This is a genomic window from Vibrio satsumensis (genome assembly GCF_050337435.1).
Lineage (GTDB): Bacteria > Pseudomonadota > Gammaproteobacteria > Enterobacterales > Vibrionaceae > Vibrio > Vibrio satsumensis.
The window spans coordinates 252,982-274,367 of record NZ_JAKJSX010000010.1 but is presented as its reverse complement, the minus strand read 5'-3'; the positions used below and the strand labels follow the sequence as shown (position 1 = coordinate 274,367).

Annotated in this window: 21 protein-coding genes, 14 tRNA genes and 3 rRNA genes; 10 read left to right on the top strand and 28 right to left on the bottom strand. The window is 44.4% G+C overall.

From position 1 onward, the window contains the following. The 6 genes from L4C44_RS14970 to L4C44_RS14945 form a co-directional block, all read left to right on the top strand. Positions 1-387: ribosomal RNA gene (locus L4C44_RS14970) — 23S ribosomal RNA — on the top strand; the annotation flags it as partial. A gap of 102 nt (positions 388-489) precedes the next feature. Continuing rightward, positions 490-605: ribosomal RNA gene (gene rrf, locus L4C44_RS14965) — 5S ribosomal RNA — on the top strand. Positions 606-644: 39 nt separating this feature from the next. Further along, positions 645-721, top strand: a tRNA-Thr gene (locus tag L4C44_RS14960). A 41-nt stretch (positions 722-762) separates the two neighbouring features. Continuing rightward, positions 763-878: ribosomal RNA gene (gene rrf, locus L4C44_RS14955) — 5S ribosomal RNA — on the top strand. A gap of 30 nt (positions 879-908) precedes the next feature. After that, positions 909-985 (top strand) — tRNA-Asp (locus tag L4C44_RS14950). A gap of 1,104 nt (positions 986-2,089) precedes the next feature. Next, a complete protein-coding gene (locus tag L4C44_RS14945; protein ID WP_146491327.1) occupies positions 2,090-2,485 on the top strand; it encodes a DUF2391 family protein in 396 nt (131 codons plus the stop codon). Positions 2,486-2,822: 337 nt separating this feature from the next. On the opposite strand, the gene L4C44_RS14940 is transcribed toward L4C44_RS14945, so the two are convergent. The 16 genes from L4C44_RS14940 to mutY form a co-directional block, all read right to left on the bottom strand. Next, a tRNA-Asn gene (locus L4C44_RS14940) sits at positions 2,823-2,898 on the bottom strand. A 29-nt stretch (positions 2,899-2,927) separates the two neighbouring features. Further along, positions 2,928-3,003, bottom strand: a tRNA-Thr gene (locus L4C44_RS14935). A 36-nt stretch (positions 3,004-3,039) separates the two neighbouring features. Then, a tRNA-Asn gene (locus L4C44_RS14930) sits at positions 3,040-3,115 on the bottom strand. A 24-nt stretch (positions 3,116-3,139) separates the two neighbouring features. Next, positions 3,140-3,215 (bottom strand) — tRNA-Thr (locus L4C44_RS14925). A 56-nt stretch (positions 3,216-3,271) separates the two neighbouring features. Then, positions 3,272-3,347, bottom strand: a tRNA-Phe gene (locus L4C44_RS14920). Positions 3,348-3,582: 235 nt separating this feature from the next. After that, positions 3,583-5,208, bottom strand: a complete 1,626-nt coding sequence (locus L4C44_RS14915; protein ID WP_061018839.1) for a methyl-accepting chemotaxis protein — start codon at positions 5,206-5,208, stop codon at positions 3,583-3,585. 391 nt (positions 5,209-5,599) lie between these two features. Further along, positions 5,600-5,675 (bottom strand) — tRNA-Asn (locus tag L4C44_RS14910). 57 nt (positions 5,676-5,732) lie between these two features. Beyond that, positions 5,733-5,808: transfer RNA gene (locus L4C44_RS14905), tRNA-Phe, on the bottom strand. Positions 5,809-5,815: 7 nt separating this feature from the next. Beyond that, a tRNA-Thr gene (locus L4C44_RS14900) sits at positions 5,816-5,891 on the bottom strand. 71 nt (positions 5,892-5,962) lie between these two features. Beyond that, positions 5,963-6,038: transfer RNA gene (locus L4C44_RS14895), tRNA-Asn, on the bottom strand. A gap of 56 nt (positions 6,039-6,094) precedes the next feature. Beyond that, a tRNA-Phe gene (locus L4C44_RS14890) sits at positions 6,095-6,170 on the bottom strand. Between the two features lie 7 nt (positions 6,171-6,177). Continuing rightward, positions 6,178-6,253 (bottom strand) — tRNA-Thr (locus tag L4C44_RS14885). A gap of 74 nt (positions 6,254-6,327) precedes the next feature. After that, a tRNA-Phe gene (locus L4C44_RS14880) sits at positions 6,328-6,403 on the bottom strand. Positions 6,404-6,506: 103 nt separating this feature from the next. Next, positions 6,507-7,640 (bottom strand): membrane-bound lytic murein transglycosylase MltC, encoded by a 1,134-nt coding sequence (mltC, locus tag L4C44_RS14875; RefSeq protein ID WP_060982721.1) that lies wholly within the window; start codon positions 7,638-7,640, stop codon positions 6,507-6,509. A gap of 69 nt (positions 7,641-7,709) precedes the next feature. Next, entirely contained in the window at positions 7,710-7,982 is a 273-nt protein-coding gene (locus tag L4C44_RS14870) for an oxidative damage protection protein (RefSeq protein ID WP_010435637.1), read from the bottom strand. Between the two features lie 28 nt (positions 7,983-8,010). Beyond that, positions 8,011-9,072, bottom strand: coding sequence for an A/G-specific adenine glycosylase (mutY, locus tag L4C44_RS14865; RefSeq protein ID WP_146490581.1), 1,062 nt, complete (start codon positions 9,070-9,072; stop codon positions 8,011-8,013). 165 nt (positions 9,073-9,237) lie between these two features. Between mutY and trmB the strand changes: the two genes are divergently transcribed. Beyond that, on the top strand, positions 9,238-9,957 hold the full coding sequence (gene trmB, locus L4C44_RS14860) for a tRNA (guanosine(46)-N7)-methyltransferase TrmB (protein WP_004735468.1): 720 nt from the start codon (positions 9,238-9,240) through the stop codon (positions 9,955-9,957). 187 nt (positions 9,958-10,144) lie between these two features. Continuing rightward, complete coding sequence (gene glsB / locus L4C44_RS14855) at positions 10,145-11,065, top strand: glutaminase B (RefSeq protein WP_146490582.1); 921 nt, start codon at positions 10,145-10,147, stop codon at positions 11,063-11,065. A 118-nt stretch (positions 11,066-11,183) separates the two neighbouring features. Here the strand turns inward: glsB and hemW are convergent, their stop codons facing one another. From hemW to L4C44_RS14820, 7 genes are all read right to left on the bottom strand, one after another. Then, the gene (hemW, locus tag L4C44_RS14850) at positions 11,184-12,371 is read right to left on the bottom strand and encodes a radical SAM family heme chaperone HemW (RefSeq protein ID WP_428805309.1); all 1,188 of its coding nucleotides are present in this window, start codon (positions 12,369-12,371) and stop codon (positions 11,184-11,186) included. Next, complete coding sequence (locus L4C44_RS14845; protein WP_428805308.1) at positions 12,371-12,970, bottom strand: XTP/dITP diphosphatase; 600 nt, start codon at positions 12,968-12,970, stop codon at positions 12,371-12,373. The genes hemW and L4C44_RS14845 overlap by 1 nt, the downstream gene beginning before the upstream one ends. Before the next feature lie 48 nt (positions 12,971-13,018). Beyond that, entirely contained in the window at positions 13,019-13,450 is a 432-nt protein-coding gene (locus L4C44_RS14840; RefSeq protein ID WP_428805307.1) for a DUF4426 domain-containing protein, read from the bottom strand. A 28-nt stretch (positions 13,451-13,478) separates the two neighbouring features. After that, complete coding sequence (yggU, locus tag L4C44_RS14835) at positions 13,479-13,769, bottom strand: DUF167 family protein YggU (protein WP_048659422.1); 291 nt, start codon at positions 13,767-13,769, stop codon at positions 13,479-13,481. Between the two features lie 29 nt (positions 13,770-13,798). Further along, the gene (locus tag L4C44_RS14830) at positions 13,799-14,356 is read right to left on the bottom strand and encodes a YggT family protein (protein WP_146490586.1); all 558 of its coding nucleotides are present in this window, start codon (positions 14,354-14,356) and stop codon (positions 13,799-13,801) included. Positions 14,357-14,413: 57 nt separating this feature from the next. Beyond that, positions 14,414-15,232: a pyrroline-5-carboxylate reductase gene (gene proC, locus L4C44_RS14825; RefSeq protein ID WP_428805306.1), complete on the bottom strand. Its 819-nt coding sequence runs from the start codon at positions 15,230-15,232 to the stop codon at positions 14,414-14,416. An 82-nt stretch (positions 15,233-15,314) separates the two neighbouring features. Next, complete coding sequence (locus L4C44_RS14820) at positions 15,315-16,019, bottom strand: YggS family pyridoxal phosphate-dependent enzyme (RefSeq protein WP_146490588.1); 705 nt, start codon at positions 16,017-16,019, stop codon at positions 15,315-15,317. Between the two features lie 26 nt (positions 16,020-16,045). Here L4C44_RS14820 and L4C44_RS14815 point away from each other — a divergent pair, with 26 nt between their 5' ends. Next, the gene (locus L4C44_RS14815; RefSeq protein WP_060982714.1) at positions 16,046-17,083 is read left to right on the top strand and encodes a type IV pilus twitching motility protein PilT; all 1,038 of its coding nucleotides are present in this window, start codon (positions 16,046-16,048) and stop codon (positions 17,081-17,083) included. Between the two features lie 14 nt (positions 17,084-17,097). Continuing rightward, positions 17,098-18,207 (top strand): PilT/PilU family type 4a pilus ATPase, encoded by a 1,110-nt coding sequence (locus tag L4C44_RS14810; RefSeq protein WP_327783496.1) that lies wholly within the window; start codon positions 17,098-17,100, stop codon positions 18,205-18,207. 70 nt (positions 18,208-18,277) lie between these two features. Here the strand turns inward: L4C44_RS14810 and L4C44_RS14805 are convergent, their stop codons facing one another. The 5 genes from L4C44_RS14805 to rsmE form a co-directional block, all read right to left on the bottom strand. Then, positions 18,278-18,436: a hypothetical protein gene (locus L4C44_RS14805; RefSeq protein ID WP_186728038.1), complete on the bottom strand. Its 159-nt coding sequence runs from the start codon at positions 18,434-18,436 to the stop codon at positions 18,278-18,280. A gap of 98 nt (positions 18,437-18,534) precedes the next feature. Then, positions 18,535-18,957, bottom strand: a complete 423-nt coding sequence (gene ruvX / locus L4C44_RS14800; protein WP_048659417.1) for a Holliday junction resolvase RuvX — start codon at positions 18,955-18,957, stop codon at positions 18,535-18,537. Between the two features lie 48 nt (positions 18,958-19,005). Further along, entirely contained in the window at positions 19,006-19,569 is a 564-nt protein-coding gene (locus tag L4C44_RS14795) for a YqgE/AlgH family protein (RefSeq protein ID WP_048611435.1), read from the bottom strand. Between the two features lie 116 nt (positions 19,570-19,685). Further along, on the bottom strand, positions 19,686-20,636 hold the full coding sequence (gshB, locus tag L4C44_RS14790; protein ID WP_061018824.1) for a glutathione synthase: 951 nt from the start codon (positions 20,634-20,636) through the stop codon (positions 19,686-19,688). Positions 20,637-20,645: 9 nt separating this feature from the next. After that, complete coding sequence (gene rsmE / locus L4C44_RS14785) at positions 20,646-21,377, bottom strand: 16S rRNA (uracil(1498)-N(3))-methyltransferase (protein ID WP_428805305.1); 732 nt, start codon at positions 21,375-21,377, stop codon at positions 20,646-20,648. Positions 21,378-21,386 lie beyond the last annotated feature (9 nt).

Here is a 21,386-nt window from a genome sequence, read left to right as displayed (position 1 = left end):
ATCCTGGGGCTGAAGTCGGTCCCAAGGGTATGGCTGTTCGCCATTTAAAGTGGTACGCGAGCTGGGTTTAGAACGTCGTGAGACAGTTCGGTCCCTATCTGCCGTGGGCGTTGGAAAATTGAAAGGGGCTGCTCCTAGTACGAGAGGACCGGAGTGGACGAACCTCTGGTGTTCGGGTTGTCATGCCAATGGCATTGCCCGGTAGCTAAGTTCGGAATCGATAACCGCTGAAAGCATCTAAGCGGGAAGCGAGCCTTGAGATGAGTTTTCCCTGACGCTWTAAGCGTCCTAAAGGGTTGTCGTAGACTACGACGTTGATAGGCAGGGTGTGTAAGTGCTGCGAGGCATTGAGCTAACCTGTACTAATTGCCCGTGAGGCTTAACCATACAACACCCAAGGGGTTTTGATGGACTCAAAGAAATACCAAACGCTTGAATGAGTTTGAAGAGAAATAACTTTTAGATAAGCTTTCCGAATTTTAAAATTTGCTTGGCGACCATAGCATTGTGGACCCACCTGATTCCATGCCGAACTCAGAAGTGAAACACAATAGCGCCGATGGTAGTGTGGGGCTTCCCCATGTGAGAGTAGGACATCGCCAGGCTTTAAATTTTTAGAGTCGTTTTTAAACGGTTCTTGAATTGCTGATATAGCTCAGCCCGGTAGAGCGCACCCTTGGTAAGGGTGAGGTCCCCAGTTCGAGTCTGGGTATCAGCACCATATTTAGTTGATTTGATTATTCAAGTTAACAACAGAATTTGTTTGACGACCATAGCATTGTGGACCCACCTGATTCCATGCCGAACTCAGAAGTGAAACACAATAGCGCCGATGGTAGTGTGGGGCTTCCCCATGTGAGAGTAGGACATCGTCAGGCTCAAATTGCTTTAAGCTGAATAGACACTGCGGAGTGGTAGTTCAGTTGGTTAGAATACCGGCCTGTCACGCCGGGGGTCGCGGGTTCGAGTCCCGTCCACTCCGCCAATTATTAGAAAGCCTAGTCTTATGACTAGGCTTTCGTCGTTTCTGGATGTCGATAATTTTGTCTTTGACCAACGAGCCCACTCGCCTGCGACCCCAGGCCCTCTGCCATTTATAAGAAGCCTCGCTAGAAATAGCGGGGCTTTTTTGCATCTAAATTATAGTGTTTCGCCCTTCCATTGAATGACTTTTACACAAGATTTGCGCGTAACTCATGACTCCTAGTCAACGTGTTCCCATTACTCTGTAATTTATTAGAAAGTCTAACTCTACGATTAGAGTCTTTTCATTTGTCTTTTTTAACACCAGTTGTGATTTGAAACGAGCATGCGTTTCAAACGCATATAGCTTTAAGCTTAGTACTCAAATACTCGAGCTATGCGACGTTGTAAGTTAGGTTAACGTTCAGTGTATCCATTTCAATATCTGAAACTATACAAGCCTTACAACTCATCCTACGTGCCTTGAGTTTGTAGATGTTTGTGTACTTCAAGTATTAGTTAACAGCCCTTCGCTACGAAACCTGACTTCTGTTTATCTGCGAGTCTAGAGGGGATTTCTGATGTGTAATTAGGAATCTATCATGGATGTTTCTGCTAAGAACGCTATAGCCCTTAATTAGTCGACTTCATCCTATTGGTTATGCATTGAGCTAAAACCACTCTATATGATATTAAGCGTCTTGTTCGAAGCATTTCAAAGGGGGGAAGTGGTCTAGATTCAGTTTGAAGGTGAGAGGCGCTAGGTTGTGTGCCAAAGTGCTGTTGGACAGATATGTAAGAAATAGAGTATCCCTCGTATTCGTGCAGTGATGTTTATCACCCAACAGCTTGAGATTTTCTGGTTTTAGGCGTTGGTATCTTAGGATGTTTACAGGCCTCTCTTCGATTTGACTGGATATGAATTAGTTGTTTGACCGCTTTGCTCTGAGCATATTGATTTCTTGCTGGTTAGTTCAAGCCATGTTTTAGTTATTGCGACTAATATGAAATTAGAAGGGTCATTACTGTTTGCTTAGTAAGAATAGAAAATCCCCCAAGTCATCGGCGGATAGTATTGTGATTATTTTAAGAAATAGATAAAGCCTTAAACCTAATGGGTCGAACTATGAAATTGAGTTTTAACTTTGAAGATGCGAGCCAGATCTTTGTGGGATCTTTTGCTTTGGCCGTGCCAATTTCTTTTTCTGAAGAGGCTTGGAAGTTAGGGGAGACTTTACCTACCGCTAATCTATTGCTGTTATTTTTACTGTCTTCGGTGTTCTTAGGCTTCTATACGTATGAGAATGTCTTTCAAAAAGATGTTGTTACACGGTTGCCGGTGTTTATTTTTAGAATAGTGATTGCTTATGTTATGACGGCATTGGTCGTTGCTTTGGTACTGACTTGCTTGGACAAATTACCTCTGTTGAGTGATCCAGTTGTATCGTTCAAAAGAGTGATTGTTATTTCAATGCCAGCCTCTATGGGAGCGATTGTGGTGGATAGTTTCGATAAAGAGTGAATCGTACATCACTTCAATTTAAGGAATCCATTAAGCCTTTCTAGAGCTTCTTTGAGTTCACTCTTTAGCTTTTCAATTCCCGTATCCATTACTAGTGTTTTTCAGCAAGATAACCAAACTAGTACGTTTGTGATGACTGACTTTTTACAAGAGTGACTAGTTTGTTGTTGTGATAGCTTGAACGGAATTAAAGAGAAAAGTTTGATTGCTTTATAAGAGTATTAAAAGGGTTGGTTTTCGAATTAAATGAGGTAGTAGAAAGGTGAGTGGGCTTGTATGAATAAGTTTGGATCTTCAGATGCAAAAAAGCCGCATCAATGATGCGGCTTTTTTTAATTGGCTCCCCTTGCAAGACTTGAACTTGCGACATACGGATTAACAGTCCGCCGTTCTACCAACTGAACTAAAGGGGAATTGATTGTTTAGTCTCTAATCAAGAGAATGGTGCCGACTACCGGAATCGAACTGGTGACCTACTGATTACAAGTCAGTTGCTCTACCTACTGAGCTAAGTCGGCATCATAAATCAAAAAGCTTATGCTTGATGATTAACTTGGCTCCCCTTGCAAGACTTGAACTTGCGACATACGGATTAACAGTCCGCCGTTCTACCAACTGAACTAAAGGGGAATTATTCTTAAAGCTTTAAAGAAATGGTGCCGACTACCGGAGTCGAACTGGTGACCTACTGATTACAAGTCAGTTGCTCTACCTACTGAGCTAAGTCGGCACATAATATTTCTTTGTGCTTTACTGTTGTTGTCTAGGACACCAACAAATAAATTGTGGTGCCCGGAGGCGGAATCGAACCACCGACACGAGGATTTTCAATCCTCTGCTCTACCGACTGAGCTATCCGGGCGACGAGGTGTATTAAACGTGTTTTCGCGTTCTGGGTCAACATTAAATTGCAAAAAAAGTATCGTTTGATGTTTTTCTATACTTAGTGGGTTGTTTTTGCTCATTTGGGGTGAAAAACCTAGGTCTAGCATGCCCTAATAGATAGTAAAACTACGGTTAACTACACTGAATGGGCGCCGAAATAAAAAAAGCACGTATGAAAACGTGCTTTTTTATTTGAAAAATTTCTAGAGAGTTTAGTGTTTTACTTCAAACCTATTAACCCAAGCTTCTAATTCATTAGAAAGGGAGGCGAGAGTTTGGGTACTGTTATGACTTTCTGTCACGACATTGCTCAGTTGGTTGCCGCTCTCTTCGATCATGTTGATACGCTTCGATATATCATCGCTCACCTGAGTCTGCTCAGCGGCCGCTGTTGCGATTTGATGACTCATTGATGAAATCGACTCTAATGCGACAACAATCTGTTGTAGTGCTTCAGAGGCGTTTTGAGACTCTGTTACGGTGCTTTCACTGGTCGCAGCACAAACTTCCATAGTTTGAATTGCGTTGCGAGATCCGTCTTGAAGGTTATTAATCATTAACTGAATTTCTTTGGTGCTTGATTGTGTTCGACCTGCAAGGTTACGAACCTCATCTGCTACAACCGCAAATCCACGGCCTTGTTCGCCAGCTCGAGCTGCTTCAATGGCTGCGTTAAGTGCCAACAGGTTAGTTTGTTCCGCTATATCACCAATCACATCCAATACTTTCGCAATGTTGTTTACATCGTTATCTAGGTTAGCGACAGCTTCACTTGCTGTGCCTAGTTGGCCTGCTAGGCCTTGAATGTTGTCTACTGTGTTGTGAATCAGTTGCTGGGTATGCTGGCTCTGTTTATCGGCCTCGTCGGTGTTGCGCGCGGTATCGCTAGCTGAATCAGCAACGTTATTGGCTGAAGAGGCCATCTCGGTCATTGCTGTCGCGATCATCTCTGTTGATTGCTGTTGGGTCTCTGTCAATTGAGCAATTGACCCAGCACGGTCTTCTACGCGCTGCAGTTCTCCCCTTAATGCTAGCATTGAAGCGTCCAGGTTTGATACCAACTCAGCCAGTGACTTACTCATTTGTTGTACGGCGTGGTAAATACTGCCGTCTGTCGCCTGAGTTTCGAAAGAGGTTTGAATTCGACCTTGTGCTACGGCTTGTACAGCTTCTCTTACATCTTTAGGTTCGCCACCAAGAAGCGCTAGCATGCGTTTAATAGATACAATTAGGCTCGATAGAATAAGACCAGCAATCACGACACAAAGGAACAGCTGCCATTGAGCGGTAGACCAGAAACGAGCGTTAACTTCATTGAACCCGATACCTGTGCCGACAACCCAGCCCCAATGTGGTGTTTTCTCTGCTATGGACAGTTTTTCTTCAATCGTTCCATCTGGCAGTTTTTGTGTCCAGGTGTACTCAATGATCTGGCCAGTACGATTACCAAGTACTCTTTGGATTAGCTGACCAACACTATTCCCGTTGCCATCTTTAAAGTCGTTAAAGCTGGTTCCGTGTAATTGAGGATCTAATGGTGTCGCGACAAACGTCATGTTTTCATCGGCTACGTAAACATATTCATTATCTTTATAGATGTTGTTACGTAGAAGGCGAGTAGCTAGTTGCTTAGCTTGCTCTTCTTCTAGAGTGCCATCAATCGCCATTTTTTCGACTTCAGTAAGGATGCTGTATGCACTCTTAAATAGCTCGGTCACGCGAGCTTTGTTGTCCATGTTGCTCGCGACTCTCAATGTCCATAAACCAGTAGCCGTCAGTGCTAGCAGGGCGATCAAGATGATGCCCGATAATAAGTAAGCTTGCGTTTTTAGTTTCATGTTTCCCCGCGCAGCGATTCAATAATTAGTATTAGGTATAGTTCATCGAATCTTAATCTAAGTCGTGTAGGGCAGATATTAGAAAGATATCAAAACATGATAGAGATTAAATTTTCGAAGAAAAAAAAGTAATGAAATGGGATTCTGTTTGTTTTGATATGACGGTTTACGGAATTAAGGGGGGATAACTTTTGGGAGGCGTTGGTTCCATTTAAATAGAGATGCTTTATAGAACTTAGAATCAGCTACTTTAGTCAGAGTATTGGAAGGATATAACTTAATTTATCGGGACTGATTAAGAGCTAATATTGGGCTAATGTGTATATTGAATAGAGTTTGCTTTTGTTCAAACGAAAAAAAGCCAAGTCTTTCGACTTGGCTTTCTTGAATGTGGCTCCCCTTGCAAGACTTGAACTTGCGACATACGGATTAACAGTCCGCCGTTCTACCAACTGAACTAAAGGGGAATTATTTGTGTCAACATCAGGTCTTAAAAAGACCATTATTTGTTAAGCACCAAATAATGGTGCCTCGAGGCGGAATCGAACCACCGACACGCGGATTTTCAATCCGCTGCTCTACCGACTGAGCTATCGAGGCAAAAGAATGGTGCCGACTACCGGAGTCGAACTGGTGACCTACTGATTACAAGTCAGTTGCTCTACCTACTGAGCTAAGTCGGCACACTAAATTCTTTGCTTAAAGAGTTAAACTCTTCAACTAAAACCTCATGTAAAATGAAGTTCTTTAAAAATGGCTCCCCTTGCAAGACTTGAACTTGCGACATACGGATTAACAGTCCGCCGTTCTACCAACTGAACTAAAGGGGAATTACTTGTCTCAACATCAGGTCTATAAAGACCATTATTTGTTAAGTACCAAATAATGGTGCCTCGAGGCGGAATCGAACCACCGACACGCGGATTTTCAATCCGCTGCTCTACCGACTGAGCTATCGAGGCAAAAGAATGGTGCCGACTACCGGAGTCGAACTGGTGACCTACTGATTACAAGTCAGTTGCTCTACCTACTGAGCTAAGTCGGCACACTAAATTCTTTATGCTTTTGTCCGTGTTGCTACTCCCTGTTAAAGAGTTTCGACACCAACAAATCAAATTGTGGTGCCCGGAGGCGGAATCGAACCACCGACACGAGGATTTTCAATCCTCTGCTCTACCGACTGAGCTATCCGGGCAACGGAGCGCTATTAAACGGATTTTCTGCATAACCGTCAACACCTTTTTTGAAAATAATTAAAAAAAACGTTCGTTAGTTGTTTTTTTATTCAAAAGTGAGGCTTACGTTTTGCCTTGGTTAAAATCTTTCTTGAATTTTGTTACTTTTTCTAAGTATCGGCGCGACTCTTTGTTTGGGTGTTTCTTAGTAAGTGCCCAATACGCTTGGCTAGGTTGCAGCGAGTTTAAGTCTCGCATTGCTCGTTTTCTGTCCTTACTGAAGGTATTGAGCACGCCACCAGTGCCGCCGTTGTATGCTGAAATCATACTGTACTCGAGCGTTGTCGGGTGTTTTACATCTTTCAAATAACGATTTTTGAGTATGTAAAAGTATGCGGTACCAGCATCAATGTTGTTTTCTGGATTGAATAAATACTCAGGGCTGGGCTCTCCTGGCTTGTTCTTTACTAACTTAAAGACATCTCGACCTGCGGTTTTAGGTACCACCTGCATAAGACCGTATGCATTCGCCCAGCTCACTGCGTAGGGGTTGAAACTACTTTCTGTTTTGATAATCGCGTAGATCAAGTCTTCAGGAATGTCATAACGTTGAGATGCTCGTCGAACGATGTCGGCGTATTGATAACTACGCTGACTGGCGTGATCGGCCACCATTGGGATCTCAACGTAGTAGGATTTTTTAAAGTCGACTTCTTTGGTTTTTAGGTTGTTAGCGATCAGGTAATCAGCGAACTGGTTAGCGCGCCATGTCCATTGAATGGGCTTTTTATCTTGGTCAACAACTTGATTGTAGAGGAAAGGCTTACCTTCTAACTTGATGCTTTTGGAAGAGAATAGGTCAACATGCGCCGGATCATCTGGCGTCAAAAGCGTTGTCATGATCGCGTTTTTGAGGTGTTTTTTAGGCTCAGTAGAGGAGACGGTTTCTACCGTTATCAGGCCTTTGCTAAAATTAACTTCGGAACGGCTTAGGTAATTGTCTATGTATTTCACATAGTTACTTTTACCTGCCATCTTTACTTCACTGCTGCCCCAACGCTTTTGGATGTTACCAGAAAAGCTATTAATCAAGGAATCTAGGGCACCCGTGTCTTTTTCAAATTGACCGGGTAGCTCCGCCAAATTACTTACAAATCGGTTGGTCGGCTCGTAATTGACATCATAAATGCTTTCGACAAATTCACGGCTGCAGCCAGTTAATAACATGGCTGTTAGGAAGTAACTTAGCTTTTTCATAGTTCCTCATACAAAAATGACATCGCAGCGTTAACCATGATGTCATTAAAAATTGCTTAAATAAATGTCTTATTCGCTTGGTGGAGTATAGCCATCAATTACGACATCTTTACCTTCGAAAAGGAAGTTAACCATCTCAGTTTCAAGAAGTTTACGATGCTCAGGATCCATCATGTTTAGTTTCTTTTCATTGATAAGCATGGTTTGCTTGCTTTGCCATTGTCCCCAAGCTTCTTTAGACACGTTGTCAAAGATACGCTTACCTAAGTCACCTGGGTAAAGTTGAAAATCTAGGCCTTCAGCATCTTTTTGAAGGCGAGCACAAAATACAGTGCGGCTCATAGTGGTTCCTCTTATCGCGTTCGTTGATTCAAACGTCGTCGTTCAGTTCAAAGGGTAGGCTCTCAATAAGCAGCTTTACTGGAGCAGCTAGGCCAATTTCTTCCGGTTTTGATAAGTTATACCAGAGACCTTTAGTCCCTTCCATTATCAAATCTGGTTGTTTATCTAATTTCACCAATACTGGCGTGATATCTAAGTGGTAGTGGCTGAAAGTGTGCCTAAACGCAATCATGGTCTTTATCGAATCTGTTTCAGTGTCTTTGACCGAACGAAGATCTAGTTGATGTTCGATCTCTGCGTTTTCATTTTGAGGGAAACAAAACAATCCACCCCAGATACCAGACTGAGGACGCTGTTCGAGCCACACTTGGTTGTCGTGGTACAGAATCACAAACCATGTTTCTTTTACTGGTTTTTCTTTCTTAGGTTTCTTGCCCGGGAAATCGAGTTGTCTATCAAGTTTCTTGGCTTCACACATGCTTTCAATCGGGCACAGAGTACATTTAGGCTTGCTACGGGTACAAACCATCGCGCCCATGTCCATCATTGCTTGGTTGTACTTATCGACATCTTTCTTCGGAGTATGTGCTTCGGCATATTCCCAAAGCTGGTTCTCGACTTTCTTTTGTCCCGGCCAACCCTCAACGGCAAAGCTTCTCGCAAGCGTTCGTTTTACATTGCCATCAAGAATCGCATGAGGGAGCTTATGAACGGAAGACAGCACTGCAGCTGCAGTTGAGCGACCTATTCCCGGTAGCGCGTTCATCTCTTCGATAGAAAGCGGAAATTCACCACCATACTGCTCAGCAACGATCTTGGCTGCTTTATGTAGATTGCGAGCTCGTGCGTAATAACCAAGCCCTGTCCATAAGTGGAGCACCTCATCTTGTTCGGCGTTCGCTAGGTCGATAACCGTTGGAAAGCGTTCTAAGAAGCGCTGGTAGTATGGGATCACCGTGGCGACTTGAGTCTGTTGAAGCATGATTTCAGATAGCCAAACGGTGTAGGCGGTTTTGTTTTGTTGCCAAGGTAATTCTTTACGCCCGTAGGCGTCATACCATTTTAATATGGCGGTTGCGAAAGGAGTCACGACATGCTCTATGCTTTGCTATTATTAGAAGCGAAATTGCACCACACTTAACGTTGGATGTAAAACAGACAAATTGTGTGGGAATTTATCCACGGAAAGACTTGCACCGGAGGCAATTCTTTGGATAATCCCCGCTTTGATTAATCAATGTGCAGGCAAAAATCAATGAGTGAAGTGACCACTAACGAATATACTGAAGACGGCAAACTGGTTCGTAAGATCCGTAGTTTTGTTCGCCGCGAAGGCCGCTTAACAAAAGGCCAAGAGAACGCGATGAACGAATGTTGGCCAACAATGGGTATCGACTACAACCCAGAGCTTCTTAACTGGAAAGAAGTATTTGGCAACGATAACCCGGTTGTACTAGAGATTGGCTTCGGTATGGGTGCATCACTGGTTGAAATGGCAAAGAACGCACCTGAGAAAAATTTCTTAGGTATTGAAGTTCATAGCCCGGGTGTTGGTGCGTGTTTAGGTACAGCGCGCGATGCTGGCGTAACTAACCTGCGTGTAATGTGTCACGATGCTGTAGAAGTATTTGAACACATGATTCCAGATAGCAGCCTGCATACACTGCAACTGTTCTTCCCTGACCCATGGCACAAGGCTCGTCACCATAAACGTCGTATCGTTAAGGCTGAGTTTGCAGAGATGGTTCGCGGTAAGCTTCAACTTGATACTGGTATTTTCCACATGGCAACAGACTGGGAAAACTACGCAGAACACATGATTGAAGTGATGAACGTAGCTCCAGGCTTCGAGAACATCGCTGAAGATGGTGATTACATTCCTCGTCCGGATGAGCGCCCACTAACTAAGTTCGAAGCGCGTGGCCACCGTTTAGGTCATGGTGTTTGGGACATTAAGTTCAAGCGTACTAAGTAACTCCGAATCAAATTAAGTGAAGGGCAGTCCGACTTAGGATTTAACCCCTACACTTTATGGGATTGATTAAAGCCAACATTATTGTAATGTTGGCTTTTTTGTCCTTAGGCTTTTATTGCTATAAAGGCTTAAGGACAGAAAGTAACGTTACACCCCTACAAAAATAACAATATAGAAGTAAGCGCACATGAAACCAACTCAAGCTATTTTGGCCGAGATCTTAGACGAAGTTCGTCCCTTAATTGGTCAGGGAAAGGTCGCTGATTATATCCCTGCATTGGCACGCGTATCGAACCAGAAACTGGCGATTGCAGTATACACAAACGAAGGTGAGGTGATTCAAGCGGGTGATGCAGAGGAAGCCTTTTCTGTGCAATCCATCTCTAAAGCCTTGAGCCTGACCTTAGCTATGGTGTTATATAAGCCTGAAGAAATTTGGCAACGCGTAGGCAAAGAGCCTTCTGGCCAAGCCTTTAACTCTATGATTCAGCTTGAGATGGAACATGGTATCCCCCGTAACCCGTTCATCAATGCGGGTGCTATTGTCGTAGCTGATCTACTACAAAGCCGCCTGTCAGCACCGAGACATCGTTTGTTAGAGTTTGTGCGTCAGCTATCGGGTGATACTCATATTGTGTATGACAAGGTGGTAGCGGCGTCAGAAATGATGCACAGCGATCGTAATGCTGCCATTGCTTATTTGATGCGTTCATTTGGTAATTTTGAGAACGATGTTATTCCGGTACTCAACAATTACTTCCATGCTTGTGCACTTAAAATGACGTGTGTAGATTTGGCGAAAACCTTTAGCTATTTGGCGAACAAAGGTGTGTCGGTTCAAACCAAGAAAGAGATCATCACATCTGTTCAAACTAAGCAGTTGAATGCTTTGCTTGCAACTTGTGGTTTGTACGATGGAGCTGGTGAGTTTGCTTATCGTGTTGGTATGCCGGGTAAGTCGGGTGTGGGTGGCGGTATTATCGCTATCGTTCCGGGAGAGATGACAATTGCTGTATGGTCTCCAGAGCTTGATCCTTCTGGTAACTCTCTTGCTGGTACTAAAGCGTTGGAATTGCTTTCAGAGCGAATTGGTCGTTCTATTTTCTAGAAGAAAGGTGCGAGATGCGAGTACAGATTTCGTCCTATAGAGCGCTTCGTTTCGAGAGGGGTTCATAAAACAAAAAGGGTTGACTCTAAAGCCAACCCTTACACAATAAATCTCGAATCTATTCGTCTTCTTCTGCCATAAAGGCTTCCAGCAAATCGTTGAGGAATAGCTTCCCTTTTTCTGTGATCTGCCAGTGCGTGTCGGTTTCATTCAAGTAACCTAGCTCTTTTGCCCACTCAATCGTTGAATGGACAGCGTCAAAATCAAGCCCCGTTGTATCAACGAAATCTTGTTTTGGACACGCTTCCATTAACCTAAAGCGGTTCATAAAGAATTCAAAAGGGCGGTCTTCATTTGGCACTTCAAACTCATCAGATAGGTAAGGCTTCACCATGTTCTGGTAAGCCGCTAAATAGCCTCTAGGGTGTTTAATCTTAGTCGTGCGAACAATGCGACCATCAGCAAAGCTTAGCTTGCCATGAGAGCCACAGCCAATACCTAGGTAGTCGCCAAAGCGCCAATAGTTAAGGTTATGCTGACACTGATAGCCGGGCTTGCTGTAGCCTGAAATTTCGTACTGCACATAGCCTGCGTCTGCGAGCTTCTTATGACCCAAATCGAAAATATCCCAAAGATCATCATCGTCAGGTAGCTTTGGCGTTTTGTAATAGAACATGGTGTTAGGTTCTATTGTTAGCTGATACCAAGACAAGTGTGGAGGGTTAAGCTCAATCGCTTTGTCTAGATCCGCCAATGCTTGAGCTATGCTTTGATTCGGCAAGCCGTGCATGAGATCTAAGTTGAAACTATTCAATCCGATCTTATGTGCTAAGTGAGCAGCATTCACTGCTTCATCTTGACCATGGATACGCCCAAGTCTTTCCAGCTTCTCTTGCTCAAAGCTTTGTACACCCACTGAGATTCGACTCACCCCAGCCTTTTGGTAACCTGCAAAACGTTCAGCTTCAATGGTGCCTGGGTTAGCTTCCATGGTGATTTCGATTTCAGGTTTGAACGGGATGCGTTGTTCAATACCTTGGAGTAATCGACCTATCCCTTCTGGAGAGAATAGGCTCGGAGTACCACCACCAATAAAGATTGAGTGCAATGGACGAGGTGCGCCATTGAGTTGGTACTTTTCGATATCAGTATCGAGATCCTCAAGTAGCGCATCGATGTACTCTTTTTCAGGAATCTCGGCTTTCAGAGCGTGTGAGTTGAAATCACAATACGGACACTTTTGTACACACCATGGGATGTGTACATAGAGACTAAGTGCTGGTGGTATAAGCGCTGTATCGTGCATTACAGAGCTTGCTCCTTGATTGCTTCGAATAGAGAAGCAAGGGCTTTACCGCGGTGTGAAAGCTGCTTTTTACGTGTAGATTCTAGCTCAGCAGATGCACAGTTATCTTCTGGTACAAAGAATACAGGATCGTAGCCAAAGCCATTCTCACCGTGCTCTTCCGTCAGAATGCGACCTTCCCATTTACCGTGACACACCAATGGTGTTGGATCGTTTTCGTGACGCATTAATACCAACACACAGTGGAAACGAGCGGTACGCTTTTCAGTTTCCACACCTTGCATGGCATCAAGCAGCTTTTCAATGTTTTGCTTATCCGTCGCCTCTTCACCTGAGTAACGCGCTGAGTAGATGCCCGGAGCACCCTTAAGGAAATCAACCTCTAAACCTGAGTCGTCAGCGATCGCTGGCAGCCCTGTCTCTTTAGCAGCATGGCGAGCCTTGATGATGGCATTTTCAATGAAAGTTGTTCCTGTTTCAGCGACTTCTGAAACGTTAAACTCACTTTGTGCGACAACGTCAAAACCAAACTCAGACAGAATATCTGCCATCTCGCGAACTTTACCTTGGTTGCCTGTGGCTAAAACAATCTTACTCATGGGGATGTGGCTCTAATAAGTTAGTGAACAGAAAAGTGACGGCTGAACCTACTCTTCTATATAGAATTTTTGTGTGAATCGCAGTGGACCAGTGCCTTTCAAACCTGCGTTAACATCGATATTAAAAGTGATGTTTTCTTCATGTGTTATAGGGAACTCAGCTAGGTAATAAATCGCATCACCTTCCTTTATTTCGCGGAAGTTAAGCGTGCGAGTGTTGCCGACAAGGTTCTTCGCTGTTCCCGTGATTTTAGCCGTTGTTGCTGGCTTGCCAAGGGAAGCTTTGTCTAAAACGCTGATGTTCAGAATCGCTGAGTAGCCATTTCGCTTAAGCTTGTATTGCTTAGCTACCTGAGCCGTTAGAAATGTCGAGTTAAAAGCCGAGTAGTGAACTTCGACATCCTTAATGTTTTTAAATTGTCCTGCTGAACTTGGTAGGGCAACAAGAGCGGTGAGTAGTGCTGTAATCCATAGACGCATAGTGACTCCAATAAATAGCAAAAAGCCATCATAGGATGGCTTTGACTTCGGTTGGGATTTGGCTTGGCGAGCATATTCGAACTTGCTTATGCCGACCGAGTTCTCCCTTTTCTATCTTAATTTGCCCTTTAGCGACCTTAAATTGTTTCGCTAGGTATTTCGCTAAGTGGGCATTGGCTTTGCCATCTACTGGTGGAGCAGTAATGGCAATTTTGAGTTCCTCACCGTGCAAGCCAACAATCTTGTCTCGGCTTGCTTTGGGTTGGATATAGAGCCTAAGAATAATATCGTCTTCTTCGGCCCAAACTGCTTTTGGCATCGTCAAAGTACCTAATGTTCGTACTTGAATTATAGCTGATACCAAATAGGACCAATCATGTCGCCCATTAGGAAGTTCGCAAATTGCAGAACAATGAACAGAACCAACACGCTTAGGTCGAAACCACCCATGTCTGGAAGGATACGGCGGATAGGTACTAGCATTGGCTCAGTCAGTTGGTGGAACACGTACTCGATTGGGCTACGACCTTGGCTTATCCAACTTAGGATTGCACGGATAAGTAGAACCCAGAAAATTAAACCACCAGCCGCTTTGAGCAGAGAAAGTGCGCCAAAGATAAGGAAGCTAATATCGAAAACGGCAGCGCCGCCAGAGATAATAAGGTTTAGAGCAACGAACTTAAGTACACACAGCACATAAGCAAAAACAACCGTCGCCAGGTCAAGGCTGCCAATTGATGGAATAACTCGGCGTAGTGGGGCAACAACCGGTTGTGTCGCTTTTACGATGAATTGTGAGAATGGGTTGTAGAAATCTGCACGTGATGCTTGTAGCCAGATACGCAAGATCACAACCATGATGTAAAGATCAAAAACGGTCGAGATCAGAAAGCTCATCGAGTTCATATTGTTTCCTTTTTCGGATTTACTTGTCGCTTAGGTATAAATTAAGCGACAAAATGCTTAAAACAGTTTTTCCATCTCTTCAGCTCGAGCAACCGCCGCTTGCATGGCTTTTGCTACGATGTCTGATAGTTGATGTTCGTTAAACGTGCGTAGCGCTTCTGCGGTTGTGCCGCCTTTTGAAGTCACTTGCTCACGCAGTGTTGATAATTCTGTGTCAGGGTTCGCGACCACCATCTCTGCCGCGCCTAATGCAGACTGCTGCACTAATTTACGAGCGGTTTCTTGGTCGAAGCCTTGGTTGATTGCCTCTGCTTGCATCGCTTCCATAAACAGGAAGAAGTAAGCTGGAGCACTCCCCGCCGCCGCAATGATGCTGTTGATGCCAGACTCTTGTTCAACCCAGCTTACCTCTCCTACAGCTTGCATTAGTTGAGAAGCGAAGTCTTTATCATCTTGGCTGACCGTTGAATCAGCGTAAAGACCGCTCATCCCTTTACCAAGCAGTGATGGCGTGTTTGGCATCACACGTACAAGGTTCAGTTGGCAGTTTAACATCTCATTGAGTCGATTCGCACTAATACCCGCGGCAATGGAGATAACCAGTTTGTTACTGAAGTCGATATCTTGTAAGGGGTTACATACATTAGCCATCATTTGTGGTTTCACTGATAACACCACAACGTCTGCTTGCTCTGCTGCTGTAATATTATCGCTGGTGGTATTGATGCCGTATTCTTGTTCTAACGGCAGCCTTCTGGTTTCTGAAGGTGCTGTAGCAGTAATCTTTTGCGCTGGGTAACCACTCGCTACCAAGCCCGCTACAATTGAGCGAACCATGTTTCCCGCCCCAATAAAGGCGATGTTCTTATGTTCCATATATAAAATCCTGAGCGTGTCGCTGCGCGGATAAGGCGAAGCGGTATCAATACTTGTACTTATCGTTGGTTACTTACAACGGCTATTTCGCGTAATCACGAGCGCCGAAAATAGCCGTTCCAATGCGAACCATTGTGCTACCAGCCTCAACTGCTGCATCCATATCACCACTCATCCCCATCGAAAGGGTATCAATGTCTGAATACTTCGCGGCTAGCTTGTCTTTAAGCTCTGCCAGTTGAGAAAATGCATTAAGCTGAGATTGATAGTCAGATACGTTTGCAGGAATCGACATCAATCCTCTTAAAGTGAGGTTGGGGAGCGATGAAATCAACTCCGCGAGTGCAAAAACTGTCTCTTCTGACGTTCCAGACTTGGACTCTTCACCACTGGTGTTTACCTGAATCAAAACTTGCAAAGGTGGAAGTTCGCTTGGGCGTTGATCATTAAGCCTTTGTGCAATCTTATCGCGATCGATGGAATGCACCCATTGGAAGCTTTCCGCGATTGGGCGGGTTTTATTGGATTGAATTGGACCAATAAAATGCCACTCTAAATTTAGGTTAGAATGTTGTTCTGAAAAGTGTTTTACTTTATCAACACCTTCTTGAACATAGTTTTCACCAAAGGCAACTTGGCCTCCAAGTGCGGCTTCTAGAATTGCATCAATAGGTTTAGTTTTGCTGACGGCTAAAAGTTGCACGGAGTCTGGAGCTCGTCCGCACTTTTGCTCAGCACTGCGAATCTGTGAGGTGATTTGTTCGATATTTTGTTGAATACTACTCATAGCTGACTTTACTTAAGGGAAAATAAATGGATATCACTGAGTTACTAGATTTTAGTGTAAAGCATAACGCGTCAGATCTACATCTTTCTGCGGGTGTATCTCCAATGGTACGTATAGATGGTGAAGTAAGGAAGCTTGGAATCCCAGCTTTGAGTCATGCTGATGTGCATCGTTTGGTTTTTGAGATCATGAGCGATTCACAACGCGGTGAGTTTGAAGAAAAATTGGAAGTCGACTTCTCTTTTGAATTACCCAATGTTGGCCGTTTCCGTGTGAATGCTTTTAACCAAGCACGTGGTTGCTCAGCTGTCTTTCGAACAATCCCTGTAGAGATCCCAACTTTAGATCAGTTAGGTGCACCTGAGATCTTTGAAAAGATTGCTAACTACGAAAAAGGTTTAGTGCTTGTCACTGGCCCTACTGGTTCTGGTAAATCGACGACTCTCGCAGCGATGGTTGATTACGTAAACCGCAACCACAATAAACACATCCTGACGATCGAAGACCCAATTGAATTCGTTCATACCAACAATAAATGCCTTGTTAACCAGCGTGAAGTTCATCGTGATACTCACAGCTTTAAAGCAGCGCTGCGCAGCGCGTTACGTGAAGACCCAGACGTTATTCTTGTGGGTGAGCTTCGTGACCAAGAGACCATTAGCTTAGCGCTAACCGCAGCAGAAACTGGTCACTTGGTTTTTGGTACTTTGCATACCAGCTCCGCGGCTAAAACTATAGACCGTATTATCGATGTATTCCCGGGTAGCGACAAAGACATGGTGCGTTCAATGCTGTCCGAGTCGTTGCGCTCTGTGATTGCTCAGAAGCTGCTAAAGCGTGTTGGTGGCGGTCGTATCGCGTGTCATGAAATCATGATGGCGACACCTGCGATCCGAAACTTGATTCGTGAAGACAAGGTTGCTCAGATGTATTCGATCATTCAAACGGGTGCAGCACATGGTATGCAAACCATGGAGCAAAATGCGAAGCAGCTAATGGCTCAAGGCTTGGTTGATTCGGAAGAGGTCGAGAGAAAGATCGAAATTGAAACCTCAATGTTTTAATCAAGGTGAACAAAATGGAATTGAATCAAATCCTTGAAGGGATGCTGTCTCAAAAAGCATCGGATCTTTATATCACCGTTGATGCGCCTATCCTTTTTCGTGTTGATGGTGAATTGCGACCTCAAGGAGATAAGCTGAATTCGGCTCAGGTCGCACAGTTGCTTGACGCGATGATGGATCAAGATCGACGCGATGAATATCAGCAAACGCGTGAGGCTAACTTTGCTATTGTGCGTGATTTTGGTCGTTTTCGTGTCAGTGCGTTTTTTCAGCGAGAGCTACCAGGAGCGGTCATTCGACGCATCGAGACTAACATCCCAACCTTTGAGCAATTAAAGCTTCCTGATGTACTACAGGACCTTTCAATTGCTAAGCGCGGACTTGTGCTGGTGGTTGGGGCGACTGGCTCTGGTAAATCGACCTCAATGGCTGCAATGACAGGCTATCGTAACACCAATCGTTCCGGTCATATATTGACGGTTGAAGACCCTATTGAATTTGTCCACGAACATAAAAAGTGCATCGTGACGCAACGTGAGGTTGGACTTGACACTGAGAGCTATGAAGTTGCGCTTAAGAACTCGTTACGCCAAGCACCAGATATGATTTTGATTGGTGAAATTCGTAGCCGTGAGACCATGGAATACGCGATGACTTTTGCTGAGACTGGTCACTTGTGTATGGCAACCTTGCACGCCAATAACGCTAACCAAGCGTTAGAGCGTATTCTCCACTTGGTGCCGAAAGAGCAGAAAGAACAGTTTTTGTTTGATCTGTCGATGAACCTGCGTGGTGTCGTCGCTCAGCAACTCATCCGTGATAAGAATGGCAGCGGGCGTCATGGTGTGTTTGAGATTTTACTTAACAGCCCCCGAGTGTCTGACTTGATTCGTCGCGGTGAACTGCACGAGCTAAAAGCAACAATGGCGAAATCGAAAGAGATTGGTATGCAGACCTTTGATCAAGCTTTGTATGATTTAGTTGTAGCAGGTAAGATCAGCGAAGAGGATGCGTTTCACAGTGCTGACTCTGCTAATGACTTACGTTTGATGCTAAAAACCAGACGTGGAGATGATGACTACGAGACTGGTGCTTTGGCCGGGGTAAAGATAGACATGGGTTAGGTTGAATGCCTAGTGTCTGGTGCAAATAAAAAACCCGCTTAAGATGCGGGTTTTTTGTAAAGTGAATAAATTAGTGATTAGCAAAACGGTTGTTGTCGTTCGAGTAGCCACGCTCTTTCTCTAATTTAATTTTAGTTGGATATTGTTCGCCAGTGTAACCCGCTGAACCACCCATTGAACTGCATGCTGAAATGGTTAGAGCGGCGAAGATTGCTAGAAAAATTTTCATTTGAACTCCCACGTTCTGATTTTGAATTGCATCGACATTACGACGTGAAATTCGCGCGGGATCACAAATTAGTTCAATTTTTGCTCACTTAATTTTCGTTAAGAATATTGTGCTTCAAACCAACTTTCTAGAATAACAACAGCGGACTGATTGTCCACATTACCCTTACTTAATGCTTTATAGCCACCCATGTCAAAAAGGTCAGCTCTTGCTTCTGCGGTTGATAATCTCTCATCATGCAGTTCAACATCGACACCAAAGCGCCCTTTTAGGCGGTTGGCAAACTTCTTTGCTCTAGGTGTGATGGTTGCTAGATCTTTACCATGAAGGTCGGTAGGAAGGCCAACTACAATAAGGTTCGGCTGCCACTCTTTTATTTGCTTTTCAATATCGTCCCAGTTGGGGATGCCATCTTTGGCTTTAAAGGCTTTTAGAGGGCTTGCGGTGCCCGTGATTTCTTGTCCTATCGCACTACCGATACTTTTTGTTCCGTAGTCAAATGCCATAATTGTTCGTGACATGGGGTTTCCCAATTAATCTGTGTTTGAGAGTTTATATACTGATTTGAGCTAGGCGTGACCAGCGTCAGCTGAAAGCTGAGCCGCATTAATGCCTAACATCTGCACGGCGACTTTCCAGCGGTCAGAAATCGGTGTATCGAAGATGACCTTCGGGTCGGCTTCAACGGTTAACCATGAGTTCTCGGTAAGTTCGGTTTCCAGTTGTCCCGGTTCCCATCCTGCATACCCAAGTGCGACTAAATAATTCATCGGCTCATCTTCTGTGCCCAGCACCATCAAGATATCTTTTGAGGTTGTTACCGAGATTTGATCTGTCATGTTGATGCTGGATTGATAGCTGCCTTTAGGTTTGTGCAAAATAAACCCACGGTCTTCTGCGACCGGCCCACCGTTCAATACTGGCTTATCAAGACTTGCTTGGTTGGATTTCGGCTGCTCAGAATCAACCTCAACTTGTTTAAGCATGCTTCCGACAGTCACATCAATAGGGGCGTTGATCATTAAGCCCATCGCACCTTCGTCGTTGTGTTCACAAAGGTAAATTACCGAATTTTGAAAGTAGGGATCTTTCATTCCGGGCATAGCAACCAGAAAGTGGTTCGTTAAATTCATAGAGCCTCCTGCCAGTGTGTTCCCAGTAAAGGAAAAAGAGCGGCGTTAAGCCGCTCATTGATTCTGTGCCTATTTACTTCGTGTTTGCGAATAGCTAAGGCTTTCTTTAGTTTAGGCTATTTAGCGTTAATGCGACGCTCGATAGCGTCCATTAATTTACCTGTTACCGAAATATCAAAAGCAGCTTCAATTTCACGGATACAAGTAGGACTAGTCACGTTAATTTCTGTTAGCTTGTCACCGATAACATCAAGTCCTACAAAGATTAAGCCTTTCTCTTTTAGTGAAGGAGCGACTGCTCGTGCGATAGCCCAGTCTGTTTCACTTAGCGGACGAGCTTCACCTGTACCGCCAGCTGCTAGGTTGCCGCGAGTTTCCCCTTTAGCTGGAATACGAGCTAGGCAGTAAGGCATTGGCTCACCGTCAACTACAAGAATACGCTTATCACCATTGCTGATGTCAGGAACAAAGGTTTGTGCCATTGCGTAGTTTTGACCGTGGTTCGTCAGTGTTTCAATAATCACAGATACGTTTGGATCGCCTTCCTTCACGCGGAAAATAGATGCACCACCCATACCATCAAGTGGTTTTAGGATCACGTCACCATGCTTCTCACGAAACTCTTTAATCTTTTCAGCTTTACGAGTCACGATGGTAGTTGGTGTTAGCTCTGGAAACCAAGCCGTGAACAACTTTTCGTTACAGTCACGTAGGCTTTGTGGCTTGTTTACGATCAGTGCGCCGTTTTCTTCAGCACGCTCAAGAATGTAGGTCGCGTAAATGTACTCAGTATCAAACGGAGGATCTTTACGCATCAATACTGCATCTAAATCAGATAGCGCGATTGTCTGCTCTGACTTGAATTCGTACCAACCGTTTGGATCTTCTTTTAGTTCTACAACCTTAGTGTCAGCAATGGCTACGCCTTGATCTAAGTGTAGATCATCCATTTCCATGTAATGGATTTCATAACCACGACGCTGAGCTTCAAGCATCATGGCAAAGCTAGAGTCTTTTTTGATGTTAATGGATGAAATTGGATCCATTACGATGCCAAGTTTGATCATTTTTTTCTCCTAGCCTAGATCGCCAAAACGGACTTGTAAGGCAGTAATTGCGGTTAGAGCAGCTGTCTCGGTACGAAGTACACGTGGGCCGAGTAGTGTCTCTTCAAATTTATATTGTTCTGTCATGCCGATTTCTTCAGCGGACAGTCCACCTTCAGGACCAATCAATAGGCGCACCTTGTTGATGGGTTCCGGAAGGGTGTTAATCGAGTATTTTGCACGAGGGTGCAGGTTTAACTTTAGTGCTTCGCTTGGTTCGCTGCACCATTCTTCAAGCTGCATGATTGGACGAATGACAGGAACCGTATTGCGGCCACACTGTTCACATGCCGCGATAGCAATCTTTTGCCACTGTGCAAGCTTTTTCTCGAAGCGTTTTGTATCAAGCTTAACACCGCAGCGCTCTGAAATTAGAGGGGTAATGGTGTTCACACCAAGCTCTACCGATTTCTGAATCGTGAACTCCATTTTGTCGCCACGTGAAATAACTTGGCCTAAATGTAAGTCTAACGGAGATTCGCTGCTGCGCTCGATGCGTCCAGAAACATTAACGGTGACCTTTTTCTTTGATACTTCAGCTATCGTGGCAGGGAATTCAGCGCCACTGCCATCAAATAGAAGGACTTCTTGGCCTTCTTTCATGCGAAGGACACGACCAACATGACCCGCGGCATCTTCGCCTAAAGCGAGTGAACCTAACTGATGAATGCGTTCTGGGTGATGGATACGAGGGATTCTCATGCTGGTAAA